The sequence below is a fragment of the Rhodanobacter sp. Root179 genome, from assembly GCF_001428465.1.
Taxonomy (GTDB): domain Bacteria; phylum Pseudomonadota; class Gammaproteobacteria; order Xanthomonadales; family Rhodanobacteraceae; genus Rhodanobacter.
Window position 1 is genome coordinate 1 of the sequence record NZ_LMHR01000079.1, and the last position, 17,475, is coordinate 17,475.

Annotated in this window: 20 protein-coding genes; 9 read left to right on the forward strand and 11 right to left on the reverse strand. The window is 66.4% G+C overall.

Translation table 11 applies throughout. The annotated features are described in order from the left end of the window. Positions 1-93 precede the first annotated feature (93 nt). Positions 94-987, reverse strand: a complete 894-nt coding sequence (gene htpX / locus ASD82_RS10030; protein WP_056717697.1) for a protease HtpX — start codon at positions 985-987, stop codon at positions 94-96. A gap of 105 nt (positions 988-1,092) precedes the next feature. On the opposite strand from htpX, the gene gluQRS reads away from it, so the two are divergent. Beyond that, on the forward strand, positions 1,093-1,959 hold the full coding sequence (gene gluQRS / locus ASD82_RS10035) for a tRNA glutamyl-Q(34) synthetase GluQRS (protein ID WP_056717698.1): 867 nt from the start codon (positions 1,093-1,095) through the stop codon (positions 1,957-1,959). Between the two features lie 111 nt (positions 1,960-2,070). After that, positions 2,071-2,811, forward strand: a complete 741-nt coding sequence (locus ASD82_RS10040; protein ID WP_056717699.1) for a beta-ketoacyl-ACP reductase — start codon at positions 2,071-2,073, stop codon at positions 2,809-2,811. 75 nt (positions 2,812-2,886) lie between these two features. Here ASD82_RS10040 and ASD82_RS10045 read toward each other — a convergent pair whose 3' ends face one another. Beyond that, on the reverse strand, positions 2,887-3,681 hold the full coding sequence (locus tag ASD82_RS10045) for a tRNA threonylcarbamoyladenosine dehydratase (RefSeq protein WP_056717700.1): 795 nt from the start codon (positions 3,679-3,681) through the stop codon (positions 2,887-2,889). Between the two features lie 149 nt (positions 3,682-3,830). On the opposite strand from ASD82_RS10045, the gene ASD82_RS10050 reads away from it, so the two are divergent. Continuing rightward, positions 3,831-4,220, forward strand: coding sequence for a cytochrome c (locus ASD82_RS10050; protein ID WP_056717701.1), 390 nt, complete (start codon positions 3,831-3,833; stop codon positions 4,218-4,220). A 78-nt stretch (positions 4,221-4,298) separates the two neighbouring features. Here the strand turns inward: ASD82_RS10050 and ASD82_RS10055 are convergent, their stop codons facing one another. From ASD82_RS10055 to ASD82_RS10075, 5 genes are all read right to left on the reverse strand, one after another. Further along, the gene (locus tag ASD82_RS10055; RefSeq protein ID WP_056717702.1) at positions 4,299-4,601 is read right to left on the reverse strand and encodes a DUF962 domain-containing protein; all 303 of its coding nucleotides are present in this window, start codon (positions 4,599-4,601) and stop codon (positions 4,299-4,301) included. A 58-nt stretch (positions 4,602-4,659) separates the two neighbouring features. Next, positions 4,660-5,535, reverse strand: a complete 876-nt coding sequence (locus tag ASD82_RS10060; protein ID WP_056717790.1) for a pirin family protein — start codon at positions 5,533-5,535, stop codon at positions 4,660-4,662. Positions 5,536-5,545: 10 nt separating this feature from the next. Further along, positions 5,546-6,607 carry an NADH:flavin oxidoreductase/NADH oxidase gene (locus tag ASD82_RS10065; RefSeq protein WP_056717703.1) on the reverse strand — a complete coding sequence of 354 codons (1,062 nt, stop codon included), beginning with the start codon at positions 6,605-6,607 and terminating at the stop codon, positions 5,546-5,548. Positions 6,608-6,659: 52 nt separating this feature from the next. After that, the gene (locus ASD82_RS10070; protein WP_056717704.1) at positions 6,660-7,574 is read right to left on the reverse strand and encodes an alpha/beta fold hydrolase; all 915 of its coding nucleotides are present in this window, start codon (positions 7,572-7,574) and stop codon (positions 6,660-6,662) included. 83 nt (positions 7,575-7,657) lie between these two features. Then, a complete protein-coding gene (locus ASD82_RS10075) occupies positions 7,658-7,867 on the reverse strand; it encodes a cold-shock protein (RefSeq protein ID WP_007806273.1) in 210 nt (69 codons plus the stop codon). 604 nt (positions 7,868-8,471) lie between these two features. Here ASD82_RS10075 and ASD82_RS10080 point away from each other — a divergent pair. After that, positions 8,472-8,924, forward strand: a complete 453-nt coding sequence (locus ASD82_RS10080; protein WP_056717705.1) for a hypothetical protein — start codon at positions 8,472-8,474, stop codon at positions 8,922-8,924. Positions 8,925-8,931: 7 nt separating this feature from the next. Here the strand turns inward: ASD82_RS10080 and ASD82_RS10085 are convergent, their stop codons facing one another. Then, positions 8,932-10,188, reverse strand: a complete 1,257-nt coding sequence (locus ASD82_RS10085; RefSeq protein ID WP_056717706.1) for a crosslink repair DNA glycosylase YcaQ family protein — start codon at positions 10,186-10,188, stop codon at positions 8,932-8,934. Positions 10,189-10,360: 172 nt separating this feature from the next. On the opposite strand from ASD82_RS10085, the gene ASD82_RS10090 reads away from it, so the two are divergent. Together ASD82_RS10090 and ASD82_RS10095 are read left to right on the forward strand one after the other, a co-directional pair. Continuing rightward, on the forward strand, positions 10,361-10,819 hold the full coding sequence (locus tag ASD82_RS10090) for a hypothetical protein (protein WP_056717791.1): 459 nt from the start codon (positions 10,361-10,363) through the stop codon (positions 10,817-10,819). Between the two features lie 116 nt (positions 10,820-10,935). Next, complete coding sequence (locus tag ASD82_RS10095; protein WP_056717707.1) at positions 10,936-12,030, forward strand: phospholipase A; 1,095 nt, start codon at positions 10,936-10,938, stop codon at positions 12,028-12,030. Between the two features lie 67 nt (positions 12,031-12,097). Here the strand turns inward: ASD82_RS10095 and ASD82_RS10100 are convergent, their stop codons facing one another. Together ASD82_RS10100 and ASD82_RS10105 are read right to left on the reverse strand one after the other, a co-directional pair. Beyond that, positions 12,098-12,580, reverse strand: coding sequence for a peptidylprolyl isomerase (locus tag ASD82_RS10100; RefSeq protein ID WP_040672940.1), 483 nt, complete (start codon positions 12,578-12,580; stop codon positions 12,098-12,100). Positions 12,581-12,739: 159 nt separating this feature from the next. After that, positions 12,740-13,225, reverse strand: coding sequence for a glutathione peroxidase (locus ASD82_RS10105; RefSeq protein WP_056717708.1), 486 nt, complete (start codon positions 13,223-13,225; stop codon positions 12,740-12,742). Between the two features lie 101 nt (positions 13,226-13,326). On the opposite strand from ASD82_RS10105, the gene ASD82_RS10110 reads away from it, so the two are divergent. The 3 genes from ASD82_RS10110 (at position 13,327) to ASD82_RS10120 (ending at position 16,040) form a co-directional block, all read left to right on the forward strand. Continuing rightward, positions 13,327-14,337 (forward strand): methionine ABC transporter ATP-binding protein, encoded by a 1,011-nt coding sequence (locus ASD82_RS10110; protein WP_056717792.1) that lies wholly within the window; start codon positions 13,327-13,329, stop codon positions 14,335-14,337. Next, positions 14,334-15,011, forward strand: coding sequence for a methionine ABC transporter permease (locus ASD82_RS10115; protein WP_056717709.1), 678 nt, complete (start codon positions 14,334-14,336; stop codon positions 15,009-15,011). Before ASD82_RS10110 ends, ASD82_RS10115 begins: the two co-directional genes overlap by 4 nt. A 231-nt stretch (positions 15,012-15,242) precedes the next feature. Further along, positions 15,243-16,040 (forward strand): MetQ/NlpA family ABC transporter substrate-binding protein, encoded by a 798-nt coding sequence (locus ASD82_RS10120; RefSeq protein ID WP_056717710.1) that lies wholly within the window; start codon positions 15,243-15,245, stop codon positions 16,038-16,040. A gap of 108 nt (positions 16,041-16,148) precedes the next feature. Here ASD82_RS10120 and pncB read toward each other — a convergent pair whose 3' ends face one another. Beyond that, positions 16,149-17,333: a nicotinate phosphoribosyltransferase gene (pncB, locus tag ASD82_RS10125; RefSeq protein ID WP_056717711.1), complete on the reverse strand. Its 1,185-nt coding sequence runs from the start codon at positions 17,331-17,333 to the stop codon at positions 16,149-16,151. Positions 17,334-17,475: the final 142 nt, after the last annotated feature.

Sequence of the window (17,475 nt, forward strand, 5' to 3'; positions counted from 1 at the left end):
GGGTTTCGCTTTTGACCTTGGCTTCCAAAGACAAGCTCAAGAGCACCCCACCCCAGCCCTCCCCTGCAAGCAGGGGAGGGAGTAAAGCTGCAATCAGCCGGCCTTCTGCAGCGCGGCGATGCGCTCGTCCAGCGGCGGGTGGCTCATGAACAGTTTTTTGAAGCCTTCCGCCAGCGGGCCGGAGATGCCGAACGCGGCGATGGTGTTCGGCAGCGTGCTTTCGCCGTGGTTGACCTTGAGCCGCTGCAGGGCGGAGATCATCGCGCTGCGGCCGGCAAACTGGGCGCCGGCCTGGTCGGCGCGGAACTCGCGCCAGCGCGAGAACGCGGCCACGATCATCGAGGCGAACAGGCCGAACACCACCTGCAGCACCATCACCACCACGAAGTAGCCGATGCCACCGCCGCCACGATTCTCGTCGCGACCACCGCTCATCCAGCTGTCGACGGCGCGACCGACGATACGGGCGGCCAGGATCACCAGGGTGTTCAGCACGCCCTGGATCAGGGTCAGGGTGACCATGTCACCGTTCGCGACGTGGCCGATCTCGTGGCCGAGCACGGCGCCGACCTGTTCGCGATCCATCTGCTGCAGCAGGCCGGAGCTCACCGCCACCAGCGAGCTGTTCTTCGTCATGCCGGTGGCGAACGCGTTCATCTCCGGCGCGTCGTAGATCGCCACCTCGGGCATGCCGATGCCCGCGTTCTGCGCGTGGCGACGCACGGTGTCGACCAGCCAGCGCTCGGTCTCGTTCTGCGGCTGCTCGATCACCCGGGCGCCGGTGGACCACTTGGCGATCATCTTCGACATCGCCAGCGAGATGAAGGCGCCGCCCATGCCGAACACGGCAGCGAAGGCCAGCAGGCCGCCCATGCCGCCGTAGCCGCGGGCGGCGGCCATCTGGTCGATGCCGAACAGGCGGCAGACGATGCTCAGCAGGAGCAGGACGGCAAGGTTGGTGGCGATGAATAGCGCGATGCGGCGCATGGCTGTCTCTCTTGTGGCAGTCATGAAGGGGAATGGTGGATGGTCGAAGATTCGGGGCGGCAAGGCGCGCTTTCAAGGGTCCGGAGCGGCATTTAAGATGCGCCGATGACTTATCGCGGCCGCTTTGCCCCCTCGCCCACCGGACAACTGCACTTCGGCTCGCTGGTCGCCGCGCTGGGCAGCTGGCTGTGCGCGCGGCATGCCGGCGGCGAATGGCTGGTCCGGGTGGAGAACATCGATCCGCCGCGCGAGGTTGCCGGTTCGGCGGCGGCCATCCTGGCGGCGCTGCCCGCGTTCGGCCTGGTCGCCGACGGGCCGGCGCTGTTCCAGTCGACGCGAACAGGAGCGTACGCGGCGGCGATCGAGCAACTGCGTGCCGCCAACGCGCTGTTTCCCTGCTGGTGCAGCCGCAGTGAACTGGCGCGCGGCGACGGCCTTCATCGCGATGCCTGCTGCGTTGCTTCGCCGCAGACCGATCATCCGCCGGCCTGGCGCTTGCGCGCGCCGGACCTCGACGTCGCGTTCGAGGATGCCTTGCAGGGCCCGCAGCGGCAGAACCTGCGCAACGAGGTGGGCGACTTCGTGCTGCGCCGGGCCGACGGCCTGTACAGCTATCAGCTGGCCTGCGTGGTGGACGACGCCTTCCAGGGCATCACCGAGGTGGTGCGCGGGCTGGACCTGCTCGACTCCACGCCGCGCCAGATCTGGCTGCAGCGCTGCCTGGGCCTGCCGACACCGGCGTATCGCCACCTGCCGCTGGTGCTGGACAGGGACGGCACCAAGCTGTCGAAGTCCGCACAGGCGTTCCCGGTCGACCCGACCGACCCCGTGCCGGCGCTGCGACGCGCCCTCGTCTTCCTGCAGTTGCCGCTGCCGCACGCCGCGTGCGGGGTGGACGATTTGCTGCAGCATGCACTGGCGCATTTCGATCCGGCGCATTTGCCGCATTGCAGCGGTCACTCTGTCGGCTGAACGGCTATAACTACGCAACGCGTCGAGGCAACCAGGGGACGGCTGAAACATGCGCCTGCCATGCTTCGGCGCGATCGCATTCGCGCCTAACCGAACAGGAGATTCAGGGAAATGACTCAGCGTACGGCATTGGTCACAGGCGGCACCGGCGGCATCGGCAGCGCAATCGTCCGCTACCTGGCCAGGCAGGGGCATCGGGTGGCCAGCAATTACCGGGACCCGGACAAGGCCGAGGCCTGGCGCCAGGCGATGGCGGCCGAGGGCATCGATGTCTGCCTGGTCGCCGGCGATGTCACCGACCCGGACGCCTGCACGGCGATGGTGCGTGCGATCGAGGAGAAGTGCGGCCCGGTCGAGATCCTGGTCAACAACGCCGGTATCACCCGCGACACCACCTTCCACAAGATGAATTACCAGCAGTGGACGGACGTGATCAACACCAACCTCAACGCCTGCTTCAATGTCACCCGCGCGGTGATCGACGGCATGCGTGCGCGCAAGTGGGGCCGCATCGTGCAGATCAGCTCGATCAACGGCCAGAAGGGCCAGTACGGCCAGGCCAACTACGCCGCCGCCAAGGCCGGCATGCACGGCTTCACCATCTCGCTGGCGCAGGAGAACGCGAAGTTCGGCATCACCGTCAACACGGTATCGCCCGGCTACGTCGCCACCGACATGGTGATGGCCGTGCCGGAAGAAGTGCGCGCCAAGATCGAGGCGCAGATTCCGCTGGGCCGCCTGGGCAAGCCCGAAGAGATCGCCCACGCCGTGGCCTTTCTCACCGGCGAGGAAACCTGCTGGATGACCGGCGCCAACCTGGCGATCAACGGCGGGCAGTACATGGGCTGGTGACGGAGCAGGAGTGAGTGGAGAGGAGTGAGAATAGAGAGAAAGCAGGCTCTTCACTCACTTCTCGCTCATCTTCACTCACTTCTCGCTTTTCCCCAGCAGCTTCTCGATCACCTTGCCCACCGCCGCGAAGGCGAATGCGCCGGTGATGTGGGTGGCCGCGCCCAGGCCGCCGCCGCAGGCCAGGTTCAGCGAATCGCCGCCCGGCGGGCGGGTGCCGCACACGGTGCCGTCAGGTTGCGGGTATTGCACGTTCTGCAGCGAATAGACGGCTGAAACGCCGAAGTAGCGGCTGGCGTTGCGGGGGAAGTTGAAGTCGGCGCGGAGCTTCTTGCGGATCAGGCTGAACATCGCGTCGTGCTCGGTGCGCGACAGGTCGCGCACGCGGATCTGGGTGGGGTCGGTGCGCCCGCCGGCCGAACCCACGCTGACGATCGGCAGCTTGCGCCGGCGGCACCAGGCGATGGTTTCCAGCTTCACCCGGAACGCATCGCAGGCATCCAGCACCACGTCGTAGCCGCGGTCGAGCAGTTCGTCCAGGGTCGAGGTGGTGAGGAAACGCTCGACCGCCTCCAGCCGGATGGTCGGGTTGATCGCATGGGCGCGGGCAGCCATCACGCCCACCTTGGTCTTGCCGTACTCGCCATCCAGCGCATGCAGCTGGCGGTTGGTGTTGGATACGCAGACCTCGTCGGCATCGATCAGGGTGAGCCGGCCCACGCCGCTGCGCGCCAGCGCCTCGACCGCCCACGAACCGACGCCGCCGATGCCGATCACGCACACATGCGCCTGCGCCAGCGTGGCCACGCTGCCGTTGCCGTACAGGCGCTCGACGCCGGCAAAGCGTTCGGCCGGGAAGTTCGGTTCGCTCATCGCGGGCCGCCGTTGCGGCATCGGGTCATCGTTGGACGGATCACGGGCGGGCCTTGCTGTGGGGAGCGGGCATTTTATCGTGGACGGTGGCTACGGGTGCGTCGGCGCAGGGTATCCTTGGCGTTCTCTTCATGATCGGAACCTCATCCATGCGCGCAGCCCTGATGATCCTGCTTGGCCTGGTGATCGGCGTGATCGGCACCGTCAACGTGATGAACGCGCTGAGCGCACGCAATCCGATGCCGAAGGCGGTCATGGATACCATGGGTTATCACGTGGGCGAACTGAAGAACGCGATCAAGGCGAAGCAGTGCGAGCCGGCCAGGGTGCAACACCACCTGGAACGCCTCGCCTCCACCGCCAGCGACATCACGCCGGTGTTCGGCATCAGCGAGAAGACCTTCACCGACGACGCCGGCAAGCTGCAGACCCAGCTGCAGCAGGCGGTGCAGGCCGCGCCAGCCAGTTGCGAGGCGCTGGTGGCCGCCATCAAGCCGGTGGGCGAAACCTGCAAGAGCTGCCATCAGCAGTATCGCTGAGGTTGAAGAGCGACCCCACCCCGCCCCTCCCTGCGACCGAAGGAAGTCCCTTCAGGGGCACGCAGGGGAGGGAGAAAATCAAAACGGGATCTTGCCGCGCAGCATCTGGGCGTACATCACCCAGTCGCCGGCCAGGCTGTACAGCGGATGCCTGAAGGTCGCCGGGCGGTTCTTCTCGAACACGTAGTGGCCGATCCAGGCGAAGCCGTAGCCGCACAACGGTGCCAGCCACAACCAGCGCCACTGCCCGCTGGACACGGCGAGCACGACCACCGCGATCACCAGGCTGCTGCCGATGAAATGCATCCGGCGGCAGCGGCGGTTGCCGTGCTCGCCGAGGTAGAACGGATAGAACTCGGCAAAACTGCTGTAGCCGGACATGGCGAAGCTCCGCGGTGTGGACGGCCCGATTCTGCCGCATCCTTGCGGGATACGGGCCTTACGCCGGCAGGGGAATGAATTCGTCCTCGTCGCCGGGCACGGTGGGAAAGCGCCCTTCGCTCCAGTCCGCCTTGGCCTGCTCGATGCGCTCGCGGCTGCTGGCCACGAAGTTCCACCACAGGTGGCGCTCGCCATCCAGCGGCGCACCGCCGAACAGGATCAACCGGCTTGGTTCGCTGGCGCGCAACGGAGGCGGCTGGTCGCCGGCCTGCACCGCCATCTGGTGTTTGGCGATCTTCAGTTCGCCCCAGCTCACGGAGCCTTCGATCACATGCACGCCGCGCTCGGCGTGCCCGGCCGGCAAGGCCAGCTCGGCGCCGGCCTGCAGGCTTGCTTCCAGCATGAACATCGGCGCGAACACCTTCACCGGTGAACGCTGACCGTAGGCATTTCCCGCGATCAGCACGCCTTCCACGCCCGGCTCGCTGATCCGCGGCAAGGCCTCGCGATCGTGGTGGTGGAACTCCGGCGACACCTCGGCATCGGCCTGCGGCAGGGCGACCCAGACCTGGATGCCGTGCAGCTTCTGGCCTGCGGCACGCTCATCTGGCGGCGTGCGCTCGGAGTGGGTGATGCCGCGGCCGGAGGTCATCCAGTTGACCTCGCCGGGGCGGATGTCGGCCAGGCTGCCCAGGCTGTCGCGATGGCGGATCGCCCCGTCGAACAGCCAGGTCACCGTGGCCAGGCCGATGTGCGGGTGCGGGCGCACGTCCATGCCCTTGCCCGCCGGGAAACTCACCGGCCCCATGTGATCGAAGAACACGAACGGACCGACGTGGCGCGCCTGCAGCACCGGCAGCATGCGACGCACGACGAAGCCGTCGCCGAGGTCGTGCTCACGGGCGTCGGCGATCAACTGGGGACGACTTTCCATCATGTGCTCCTTACCAGGCCCGCTGATATTGCGCTGGCGCGACGATTTTTGCGCCCAGTTGCTGTGCCGCCCGCCGCGGGAAGTAGGGATCGCGCAGGCTTTCGCGGGCGATCAGCACCAGGTCCGCCTCGCCATCGGCGATGATCCGGTCGGCCTGTTCGGCTTCGGTGATCAGGCCCACGGCGCCGGTGGCGATGTCGGCCTCGCGGCGGATCTGCGCGGCGAACGGCACCTGGTAGCCCGGCCCCAGCGGGATCTTCACGTGCGGCAGCAGGCCGCCGCTGGAAACGTCGATCAGGTCGACGCCCAGAGGCTTCACCATGCGCGCCAGTTCCACGCTCTGCGCCGCGTCCCAGCCGCCTTCGTCGGCCCAGTCGGTCGCCGACACGCGCAGCCACAACGGCAACTCGTCCGGCCACACCTCGCGCACGGCGGCCACGACTTCACGGGTCAGCCGGGTGCGGTTTTCGAAGCTGCCGCCGTAACGGTCGTCGCGCCGGTTGCTCAGCGGCGAGAGGAACTGGTGCAGCAGGTAACCGTGCGCAGCATGCACCTCGACCAGCTGGAAGCCGGCCTCCAGCGCGCGTGCCGCCGCGGCGCGGAAATCGGCGATCACCGCCTGGATGCCGGCCTCGTCCAAGGCCAGCGGCACGTTCCAGCCGGTGTCGAACGGCAGCGCCGAGGGCGCCACGACGGGCCAGTCGCCCTGCCCGGCCGGCACCGGACCATGCCCGTCCCAGGGACGCAAGGTGCTGGCCTTGCGCCCGGCGTGGGCCAGCTGGATGCCGGCGATCGCCCCGTGCGCACCGATGAAGCGGGTGATCGGTTGCCACGCCTGCAACTGGGCCTGGTTCCACAGGCCGGCGTCCTGCGGCGAGATGCGTCCCTGCGCCGAAACCGCCGATGCCTCGGCGATCACCACGGCGGCGCCGCCCACCGCGCGACTGCCCAGGTGCACCAGGTGCCAGTCGTTCGGCACACCATCGGTGGCCGAGTATTCGCACATCGGCGAAACCACCAGCCGGTTGCGCAAGGTCAGGCTGCGTTGCTGGAACGGATCGAACAGGTTCATCGGGGCATCCATCGGATCGAAAGGGGCGACATCCGGGCGACGGCGCCGGGAATCAAGCCGTCGACTGGGCGTGTTCGGCGAACAGCGCATCTTCCACGGCGAACCATTCGGCCATGCGCGCCGCGATCGGCGCCGGCGTTTTCATCCAGCCGAAGTGGTCGGCCGGCTTGCCACCCAGATCGTCACGGCTGATCACCTCGATCTGCCGGATGCCCGCACCCAGCTTGCCCAGCAGCCATTCCAGCGAAGCCTGCGGACCGAGCCAGTCCTCCTTCAGGCGCAGCGCCAGCACCGGCAGTTGCAGGGCGGCGAGTTGTGCCTCGAAGTCCTGCGACATGCCCGTGGCGGCATAGCGACCGCTGCGGCCGCTGCGCGCCCAGTCGTCGATCACGCCACGCGCTTCGTTGCCGCCGAAGCCGATGCGCCGACCCGGCAGATGGCCCCTCAGTCGTGCCAGCCACGGCGCCAGCGCATAGGCCGCGGCGATCAGCCAGCCATGCCGGAAGCGACGCCAGTACGGCGAGCCGCTGGCCACCAGCAACAGCCCGGCGAACACCGACGGATGCAGGCTCGCGTAGAGCAGCGCCAGCTGGCCACCCAGGCTGTGGCCACCCAGCCACTTGCGCGCCTGCGGCCAGCGCGCTTCCAGCAGCGCCATCCCGGCAGGCAGGTCATCCTGCAGCAGCTGGCGGTAGGCCCAGTCGCAGCGGCGACCGGCGCGGCGATCGCTGGAACCGATGCCGCGCCATTCGTGCAGCACCACCGCGACACCGCGTTCGGCCAGCGCCTGGGCCAGCGGCAGATAGTGACGAGCCGGAATGCCCATCGCCGGCAGCCAGTACAGCAGCCGCTGCCAGGGACCGGACGGCAACACCGCCAGCAATTCGAAGTGCGCGCCGTCGGCGGCAGTGACCGGGATCACCAGCGGGGTGGCGGCGGAAGCGTCGTCAAAAGAAGGTTTGGACATTCCCACAGGCTAACCAATCGCCGCGACGACCACAAAAAAGGGCCGGCTTGCGCCGGCCCTTCATACAGGTTTCGCTACCGCGATCAAACGGGGGTAACGTCTTCGGCCTGCAAGCCCTTCTGCCCGTCCACGACATTGAAGCTCACTTTCTGACCTTCCTGCAGGCTCTTGAAACCCGAGCCGGTGATGGCGCGAAAATGCACGAACACGTCAGGGCCATTATCGCGGCTGATAAAGCCGAAACCCTTGGCGTCATTGAACCACTTCACAGTACCTACTTCACGATCCGCCATGACTCACTCCGATCCTAATCCGAACGCTGAGACAAACCGGCCCCAACGGGCCGACGGTTTTACTGAGCATGCAGGGTCCGGTGCAACAGTCGGATTCAGGAAATCCCTACCGGGCACTCTTGTAGCCAAGCAGACGCAGCGCGCCAAGCATAACGGATTTTTTGTCGGCAAGTGATTTGTCAAGCGGCGCCGCAGGAGGATATTTCCTGAAGGGAAAACCGGACATCCCTGCGCGGTTTTCCTGTCATGGCCAGCATTAGTACCGGCAAGTTCCCCGGCCCGACGATTCGTTTCGCCGGGTCGGATCGACAAATCAATCTGCCCGCCCTGTTGCACGTCGTGGAAACCCCTGTCCGGCATGGAACAGGAAAATGCCGGATCCCCGTCATGGACCAACCGAACCGCAAGCCGCTGGATTGTCCACCCGATGGCGCCATGCATGGCACCATCGGATGCGCGAATCACGTCCGCATGCATGGGTGCCGATGCCATGGCAGCTGGAAATTCAGGTTTTCTTGACTGGCCACGCGGTCTAGTAGCCGGAGCCGGCCGGAGCCCTGCATGCATGGATCCGCCCACGACCCAGACACCCGAGGAGACCGACATGCCCAATCTGCCCCGCCCGATCCTGGTTGGCGCGCTTGCCGGCCTGTTGCTGGCCGGCTGCGCCGAACACCCGACCACCCGGGCCACCGGCACCACCGGCACGAGCGCCGTCACGCCCGCGCCGGCCAGCCGCGCCCGGCACCAGAACACGTCCGGCACCTCCAGCGCGGGCAGCGATCAGGCAGAGTCGACGGGCGAGACCGGGATTCCCGCCTGCGACGATTACCTGTCGAGTTATCTTGCCTGCCATCGCGCCGCGGACATCTATGCGCCGGACCAGTTGCAGTCGCGTTACGAAGCGATGCGCAGCAGCCTGCTGCGCGATTCGAGGAACCCGTCCATCCGGCCGCAACTCGCGGCGCGCTGCAATTCGCTGTCCACTCAATTGCGCCAGGCACTGGACGGGAAGTCCTGCGCGGAAAATCCCGCACCTGCGGCCAGCACACCGTAAGAACCGCTCAGCCCGGATCGGCAAGCTTCACCTGGGCGGCTCGCCACTGCGCACGCAGCAGCCGGGCCAGCGACGCGGGTTGGGTGGTTCCCAGCCTGATCCTTTCCGTGCCGTGCCATGCCGCGGTGGCCGCGATGGCCCTGGCCACAGCACTCACCAGGGTCGGTTCGGCCTTTGCGTCCGGCTCGAGGAACAAGGCCTTGACCTCGAACACGCCGGTGGCGCGATGCGCCTTGGCGTCCAGCCGGCCGACCAGGCGTCCCCGATGCAGGATCGGCAGCACGAAGTAGCCATAGCGACGCTTCGCGGCCGGCGTGTAGCACTCGATCGTGTATTCGAAGCCGAACATCGCCAGCGCGCGGCTGCGATCCCAGACCAGCGGATCGAACGGCGACAACAGCGTGGTAAGGGTGGCGCGCAGCTTCCCGGCGAGCGCCTTGTCCAGCCATGGGGCATGTTCGCGGTGCACATAACCGGGCGTGCTCCAGCCTTCGACCGGCACCGCCAGCAATTCGCCGCTTTCCACCAGCGGAGCCAGTTCACGATCGCTGACCCGGGGCTTGAGCCGAAAGTAATCGGCAATCCACCCCGCCGGCGTCACGCCCAGCGCCCGCACGGTTTCGAGGATGAAATGCCGGCGCTGTTGCGCCGCCGAGAAGGCGAGCGCGGCGTCGAACGGCGGGTCGAGCCCGGCCAGCACCCTTTCGGCGAGATCGTAGACGCGCTGGAACCTGTCGCGCCGGGCCACCATCAGTTCGCCAAGGGCAAACCATGCCTCCAGCCAGCGCTTCTCCGGCTTCCACTCCCACCACCCCGACGGGGCGGCGCCGCCGCGGCGCTCGAAATCCGCGGCGCGAACCGGGCCGGAGGCGCGGATGCCCGCGAGCAATGCATCCATGTCCTTGCGGTGCTCGCGATGAACGCGCTGCGCATTACGATGCGCCCAATGATGGCTGCGATGATCCTGCCCGCCCCGATGCCAGGCGATGTCGGCGGCGCTGACGAAACACGCCTCATGCGCCCAGCACTCGGCCAGTTGTCCCTGAGCCAGCGCCTCGTCCAGCCACGCTATCGGGTAATCGCCCAGGCGCGAATGCAGGACGAAGTACGGGCTGCGCGCCACCACGTGGATGGTATCGATCTGCAGCATCCGCATGCGCTCGATGGCAGCCACCAGGTCTGCCCGTCGCGGCCGCCGCTTCGGCGGCTGCAACAGGCCCTGGGCGGCCAGCTGCATGGCTCTGGCCTGGGCCAGCTTCAACATGTGGCGGCTTGCTGAAGCGCCGCCCAACGGCCCCGATTCTTCACGCCTTCGTGACCGAAACCTTGAGACGGCATTTACAAATCCCCTGCTAGCGTGGACTTCGTTCGATCGCTGCGGGCGCTTTCCGGCACCCGCCAACTTCACCCGATCATTTTGGCATGGAGTTCCGATGATGAAATATCGCAAACCACTGTTGACCGCCCTTGCCGCCTCGGCCCTGATGCTGGCGGGCCAGGTGATCGCCCAGGACACGACGCCCCAGAGCACGCCGACTCAAGACACGATGCCCCAGAGCACGACGCCCCAGAACACGACACCTCAGAGCACGACTCCCCAGGACACGACAACCCAGGGCACGATGCCCCAGAACACCGCGCCCATGCCCGCCGACCAGACCACCGCCACCATGAATACGCCGAGCGGCGAGCTGACCGTGCATTCGAGCATGCCGACGCCCCCACCGGCCGGTCCGGCGCCCTCGTTCGAGCAGTTGTCCGGCGGCGCCCGCTACATCACCGAGGATCAGGCGTCAGCCTATCCCTTGCTGGCCAACGACTTCATCTACGCCGACCACAACCGCAACGGCCGCATCAGCAAGGACGAGTACCAGCGCTGGACGGCGCAGAAGTAAGTTGCAGTAAAGCGCCGGCCATCCGGGCCGGCGCCGGTTCGTGCCCGCTCCATCCTCATCCACAGTCGACACCAGCTCCGCTAGACTGCTGCGCCCCATCCAGGAATCCGCTCCACATGAAGCCATTGATGGCGGCCGCGGCCGTAACCCTGGGCGGCTTCTGCGCCGCCGCTTCCGTGCATGCGCAGAATCCGGACCCCACCGACATCCGTGGCTGCACGGCGATCGAGAGCGATGCGCAACGCCTCGCCTGCTACGACCACGCCACCGGACGCGTCAACCTGCCGGTGGCCCGCAAGCGCGTGGATGCAAGCACCCGGACGCCGGAGATATTCGGCCGCGACGACAAGCGGGCGTCCGCCGACGAGCCGGGCAACAGCGAGGTGGCGCAGCCGTTGTCATTGCTGGACAGCCGCTGGGAGCTGTCGCCGGAGAGCAAGCTGGGCACCTTCAACATCCGCGGCTACAACCCGGTCTACGTGATGCCGGCGTTCATGACCAGCCACCAGAACAACCAGCCGCACAGCCCGAGCCCCGACAACACGGTCAGTGGCACCAGCGAGCAATTGCAGAACGTCGAGGCGAAATTCCAGCTCAGCCTGAAGGCGAAGGTATGGCAAGGCGTGTTCGGTGACGCCGGCGACCTGTGGGTGGGTTACACCCAGTCATCGCGCTGGCAGGTCTACAACTCGACCCTGTCGCGCCCGTTCCGCGAGACCAATTATGAACCCGAGGCGATGCTGGTGTTCGACACCCATTACCAGGTATTCGGCTGGACGGGCCGCCTGCTGGGCATTGGCGTGGACCACCAGTCGAACGGCCGCGGCGACCCGCTGTCGCGCAGCTGGAACCGGGTGATCGCCGATGTCGGTTTCGAACGCGACGGCTGGACGGTGATGCTGCGTCCGTGGTGGCGCATCCCGGAATCGCGCAGCGACGACGACAACCCCGACATCAGCGATTACATGGGGCGCGGCGAAGTGCAGATCGTGCATGAATGGCGCGGCCAGGAATTCGGCATGATGCTGCGCCACTCGATGCGTGGCGGCAGCCGCAGCCATGGCGCGGCGCGTTTCAGCTGGAGCTTCCCGATGGCCGGCAACCTGCGCGGCTACATGGAAGTGTTCAAGGGCTATGGCGAAAGCCTGATCGACTACAACCACAACGCCATCTACCTCGGCGTGGGCATTTCGCTGCTCGACTGGTACTGAAGACGACGAAGGCCCGGCAAGCTGCCGGGCCTTCGTTCATCGGTGCCGCGTCGCGCCTGGCGCAAACTCAGTGGTGATGGCCACCGGCGCCGTGCACGTGACCATGCTGCAGCTCTTCGGCGGTGGCGTCGCGCACGTCGGTCACCTCGATCGCGAAGTGCAGGGTCTTGCCCGCCAGCGGATGGTTCGCATCGATGAACACCACGCCGTTCTCGACCTTGCTCACGGTGACGTTGATCTGGCCTTCCGGACCGTTGCCCTGGAACTGCATGCCGGGCTGGATGTCCTCAACGCCCTGGAACGCCTCGCGCGGAACCTGCTGCATCAGCTCGGCGTGATGCACGCCGTAACCTTCCTCGGGCGCCACGTGGGCGTCGAACTTGTCGCCCACCGAACGGCCTTCCATCTGCTTTTCCAGGCCCGGCACGATATGGCCCTGGCCATGCAGGTAGGTCAGCGGCTCGCGACCGGCGGAGCTGTCGATGACCTGGCCTTCGTCGTCGGTCAGCGTGTAATGGAAGGCGGCTACGGAGTTCTGGGCAATCTGCATGGTCATCTCGCGATCGGGTTCGGGTTCGCCGGCCACATCGCCGACATGAACCACGCAGTTTAGCAGAGGCTGCCAAGGCGCCTGCGGCAGACCGGAAGGCGGGTCACGCGGGACCCGCGAATCCGGCGTTCCGTGGCCCCGGGCGGCCACTTCCGCCCATCAGCCGCCGAGTCGCGCCAGGGTGTCCTTGCCGATCTTCTCCGGCGTGTCGGTGGAGGCATAACGCCTGACCACTTGGCCTTCCGCATCGACCAGGAACTTGGTGAAGTTCCACTTGATCGATTCGCTGCCAAGGATGCCCTTGCCTTCGCTCTTCAACCACTTGTACAGCGGATCGGCGTGCTCGCCGTTCACCTCGACCTTGGCGAACATCGGAAAGGTCACGTCGTACTGGGTGCTGCAGAAGTTGCGGATCTCGGCCTCGTCACCGGGTTCCTGGTGACCGAACTGGTCGCACGGAAAGCCCAGCACCACCAGTCCCTGGTCGCGCTGGTCCTGCCACAGCGTCTCCAGTCCCTTGTACTGCGGAGTGAAGCCGCACTTGGAGGCCACGTTGACGATCAGCAGCGTCTTGCCGCGCCACTCGGCCAGTGAGCGCGGCTGGCCCTCGATATCGCGAACGGTGAAATCGTAGACGCTGGACATGGCCGGACTCCGTGTTGATGGGTCAATCCGTCAGCATACGCCATCGGTGGCCGGGCCCGTGGCATAGAATGCCGCATCCACCCGCTGGCCAGGCCCACGTCGTGATCCGTTTCGTCGATGTCCACAAGTCCTACCGCGTCGACGGCAGGGACATTCCTGCATTGCAGCCGTTCGATCTCGACATTGCCGATGGCGAAGTGTTCGGCATCATCGGCCTTTCCGGCGCCGGTAAATCGACGCTTATACGGCTGATCAACCTGCTCGAACGACCCAGCGGCGGGCGCATCTTCGTGAACGACACCGAGATGACTGCGCTGGCCGAGCCGGCCCTGCGCGCGCAGCGACGGCGGATCGGCATGATCTTCCAGCACTTCAACCTGCTCGCCTCGCAGACGGTGGCGGACAACGTGGCGTTCCCGCTGCGACTGGCCGGAGAACGCGACACGGCCGCATTGCAGGCCCGCGTGGGCGAACTGCTGGCACGGGTGGGCCTCAGCGACCACGCGGACAAATACCCGTCACAGCTTTCCGGCGGCCAGAAGCAGCGCGTGGGCATCGCCCGCGCGCTGGCCAACCGGCCGTCCATCCTGCTCTGCGACGAAGCCACCAGTGCGCTCGATCCGCAGACCACCGCCTCGGTGCTCGAACTGCTGGCCGAGATCAACCGCGAGCTGAAACTCACCATCGTGCTGATCACCCACGAGATGGACGTGGTGCGCCGCGTGTGCGATCGCGTGGCGGTGCTCGACGCCGGCGTGATCGTCGAGCACGGTCCGGTGGCCGACGTGTTCCTGCACCCGCAACACCCGACGACCAGACGCTTCGTCAACGAGGCCCTGCCCGAGGAAGCGGCCAGCGAACACACGCCATTCGCCCAGGTGCCCGGCCGCATCGTGCGCCTGAGCTTCCGCGGCGACGCCACGCTGACCCCGTCGCTGAGCCGTGTGGCGCGGGAAACCGGCGTGGAATTCAACATCCTGGCCGGGCGCATCGACCGCATCAAGGATCTGCCCTACGGTCAGCTCACCCTGGCGATGCGGGGCGAACAGGTGGACATCGCACTGGCCGCGCTGCGGGATGCCGGCATCGAGATCGAGGAGCTGCCACGATGAATCCGCTGCAAAGACTTTTTCCCAATATCGACGACTGGGGCGAGATCGGCCGCGCCTGCATCGACACCTTGCTGATGCTGGGCGGCTCGCTGGCGCTCACCGTGCTGATCGGCCTGCCGCTGGGCGTGCTGCTGTACCTCACCGGCAAGGGCCAGCTGCGGCCGATGCCGAAGCTCTACGCGGTGACTTCGCTGCTGGTGAACGTCCTGCGCTCGGTGCCATTCATCATCCTGATGATCGTGCTGATGCCGGTCACCTACGCCTTGGTCGGCACCAAGCTGGGCATCCGCGGCGCGATCCCGCCGCTGGTGATCGGCGCCGCGCCGTTCTTCGCGCGGCTGGTGGAAACCGCGCTGCGCGAAGTGCAGCAAGGCGTGATCGAGGCCAGCCAGGCGATGGGCGCCAGCCTGTGGCAGATCGTGCGCCACGTGCTGTTGCCCGAGGCACGCGGAGGCCTGTTCGCCGGCATTACGGTCACCGCGATCGCCCTGGTCGGCTACACCGCCATGGGTGGGGCGATCGGCTCCGGCGGCCTCGGCGACCTGGCCTACCGCTACGGCTACCTCAGCTACAAGTCCGACTACATGCTGGTCACCGTGGTGCTGCTGATCGTGCTGGTGCAGCTGCTGCAGATGATCGGCGACCGCATCGTGCAGCGTTATAAGCAACGCTGACTTGATCATTTGTGCCTGGCGCCATGGGCGGCCTACCTTCGTGGACCGCTCATGGGAATCGCCGCCTTGGAATTGCTGCTCGCCGCCCTCGCCGCCACCCTGGCCCTGCTCCTGCTGGCCGGCTACTGCTCCCGACCCAAGGTCTGACGCGTCATCGTCGGCGCCATCGCACAATTTGTATTTGGCGGTATAGACGTCTATTATTGTGCATTGCACAAGCGAACCTCCGCCATGAAACTGCTCCACGTATTCCTCGCCACGACCCTGATCCTGCTCTCGCTGACGGCCTGCTCCGCGCCAAAACAGGACGACCACACCCTCACCGTGGCCGCTACGGCGGTTCCCCATGCCGAGATCCTCAAACAGGTGAAACCGCTGCTGGCGAAGCAGGGCGTGGACCTGCAGATCAGGGTATTCGCCGACTACGTGCAGCCGAACACCCAGGTGGCCGAGAAAAACATCGACCTGAACTACTTCCAGACCAGGCCGTACCTGGATGCGTTCAACCGCGAACGCGGCACCGACCTGGTGATCGTCGCCGGCGTGCACATCGAGCCGTTCGGTGCGTACTCGCACAAGTACACGAGCGTCGACCAGTTACCCGACGGCGCCAGCGTCACCCTGCCCAACGATCCCAGCAACAACAGCCGCGCGCTGCTGTTGCTGGCGAAACACGGCCTGATCACGCTGAAGGACCCGAGCAACGAGATGTCCACGCTGAAGGACGTCACCGCGAATCCGAAGCAGCTGAAGTTCCGCGAACTGGAGGCGGCGATGCTGCCCCGAACGCTGGACGAGGTGGACCTCTCCCTGATCAACACCAACTACGCGCTGGCCGCCGGGCTGAACCCCACCAAGGACGCGCTGCTGATCGAGGACAAGGACTCGCCCTATGTGAACTACCTGGTCGGCCGCCCCGACAACCGGAACGACCCGCGCGTGCAGAAACTGGCCAAGGCACTGACCAGTCCCGAGATCAGGGCGTTCATCGAACAGAAGTACCACGGCGCCGTGCTGCCCGCGTTCTGACCTCGCGCTCCCTCCCCTACTTGCAGGGGAGGGTTGGGGTGGGGTGCTCCCGACCTTCCTCGCCGCCCGAGCAACCCCACCCCTGCAAGCAGGGAGGAGAAACTCGCCTCACCCCTGCGATGCGGGGATGTCGAAGACCTGCCGCAGGTACGCCACGTACTTCTCGTCGTCGCACATGTTCTTGCCGGGCGAGTCGCTGAGCTTGGCCACCGGCTGGCCGTTGCAGCGGATCATCTTGATCACGATGTTGAGCGGCACAGGGCCCACATCGTTGGTGAGGTTGGTGCCCACGCCGAACGCCAGCAGGCAGCGGCCGCGGAAGTGCTCGTACAGCTGCATCACCTTGGGTATGTCCAGCCCGTCGCTGAACACCAGCACCTTGCCGCGGGGATCGACCCGGTTCGCGCAGTAGTGCGCCAGCACCTTGTCGCCCCAGGCGAACGGATCGCCGGAATCGTGGCGGGTGCCGTCGAACAGCTTGCAGAAGTACATGTCGAAGTCGCGCAGGAAAGCGTCCAGCCCGTACACGTCCGACAACGCGATGCCGAGGTCGCCCCGGTATTCCTTCGCCCACGCCTCCAGCGCCGCCACCTGCGAATCGCGCAGGCGCGGGCCCAGCGCCTGGTGCGCCTGCAGGTATTCGTGCGCCAGCGTGCCCAGCGGCGTCAGGTCGAGCTTGCGCGCCAGCCACACGTTGCTGGTGCCAGCCAGCTGGGCGCCGAGTCCGTCGCGCAGCGCCGTCACCACTTCTTCCTGCCACACCCGCGAGTGGCGCCGGCGCGTGCCGTAGTCGGCGATCTTGCAACCGCTGTAATCCGGCGTGTCGCGCAGCAGGGCGATCTTCGCCTGCAGGCGTCGGCGCCCTTCGCCGAGATCGAGGCCGGCGCTGGTGTTGCGAAAGTACACCTCGTTGACGATCGCCAACAGCGGCACCTCGAACAGGATGGTGTGCAGCCACGGCCCGCGGATGCGGATCTCGATCTCGCCATTGCCTGCGGCGGCCGGCGCGATGTCCACGTACTTCTCGTTGAGCTGGAACAGCCCCAGGAAATCGACGAAGTCGCTCTTGATGAAACGCCAGGTGCGCAGGTAGTCGAGCTCGTCCGGCGTGAAGCGAAGCTGGCACAGCGCCTTCAGTTCGCCGCGGATCTCGTCGATGTACGGCACCAGGTCGACGTTCGGCGTGCGGCACTTGAAGCGGTACTCGACCTGGGCCGCGGGATACTGGTGCAAGACCACCTGCATCATGGAAAACTTGTACAGGTCGGTGTCGAGCAGCGATTCGATGATCATCAGTGGCCCAGCGGCGAACGGGAATGGTCCATTATCCATGCCGCAGCCGCGCCCACGCGATGGACAAAAAAAAACCCCATCAGCCAGGGGAGGACTGATGGGGTTTGTCAGGTGGCATCCAGGGGAGGAAATGCCGACCCCT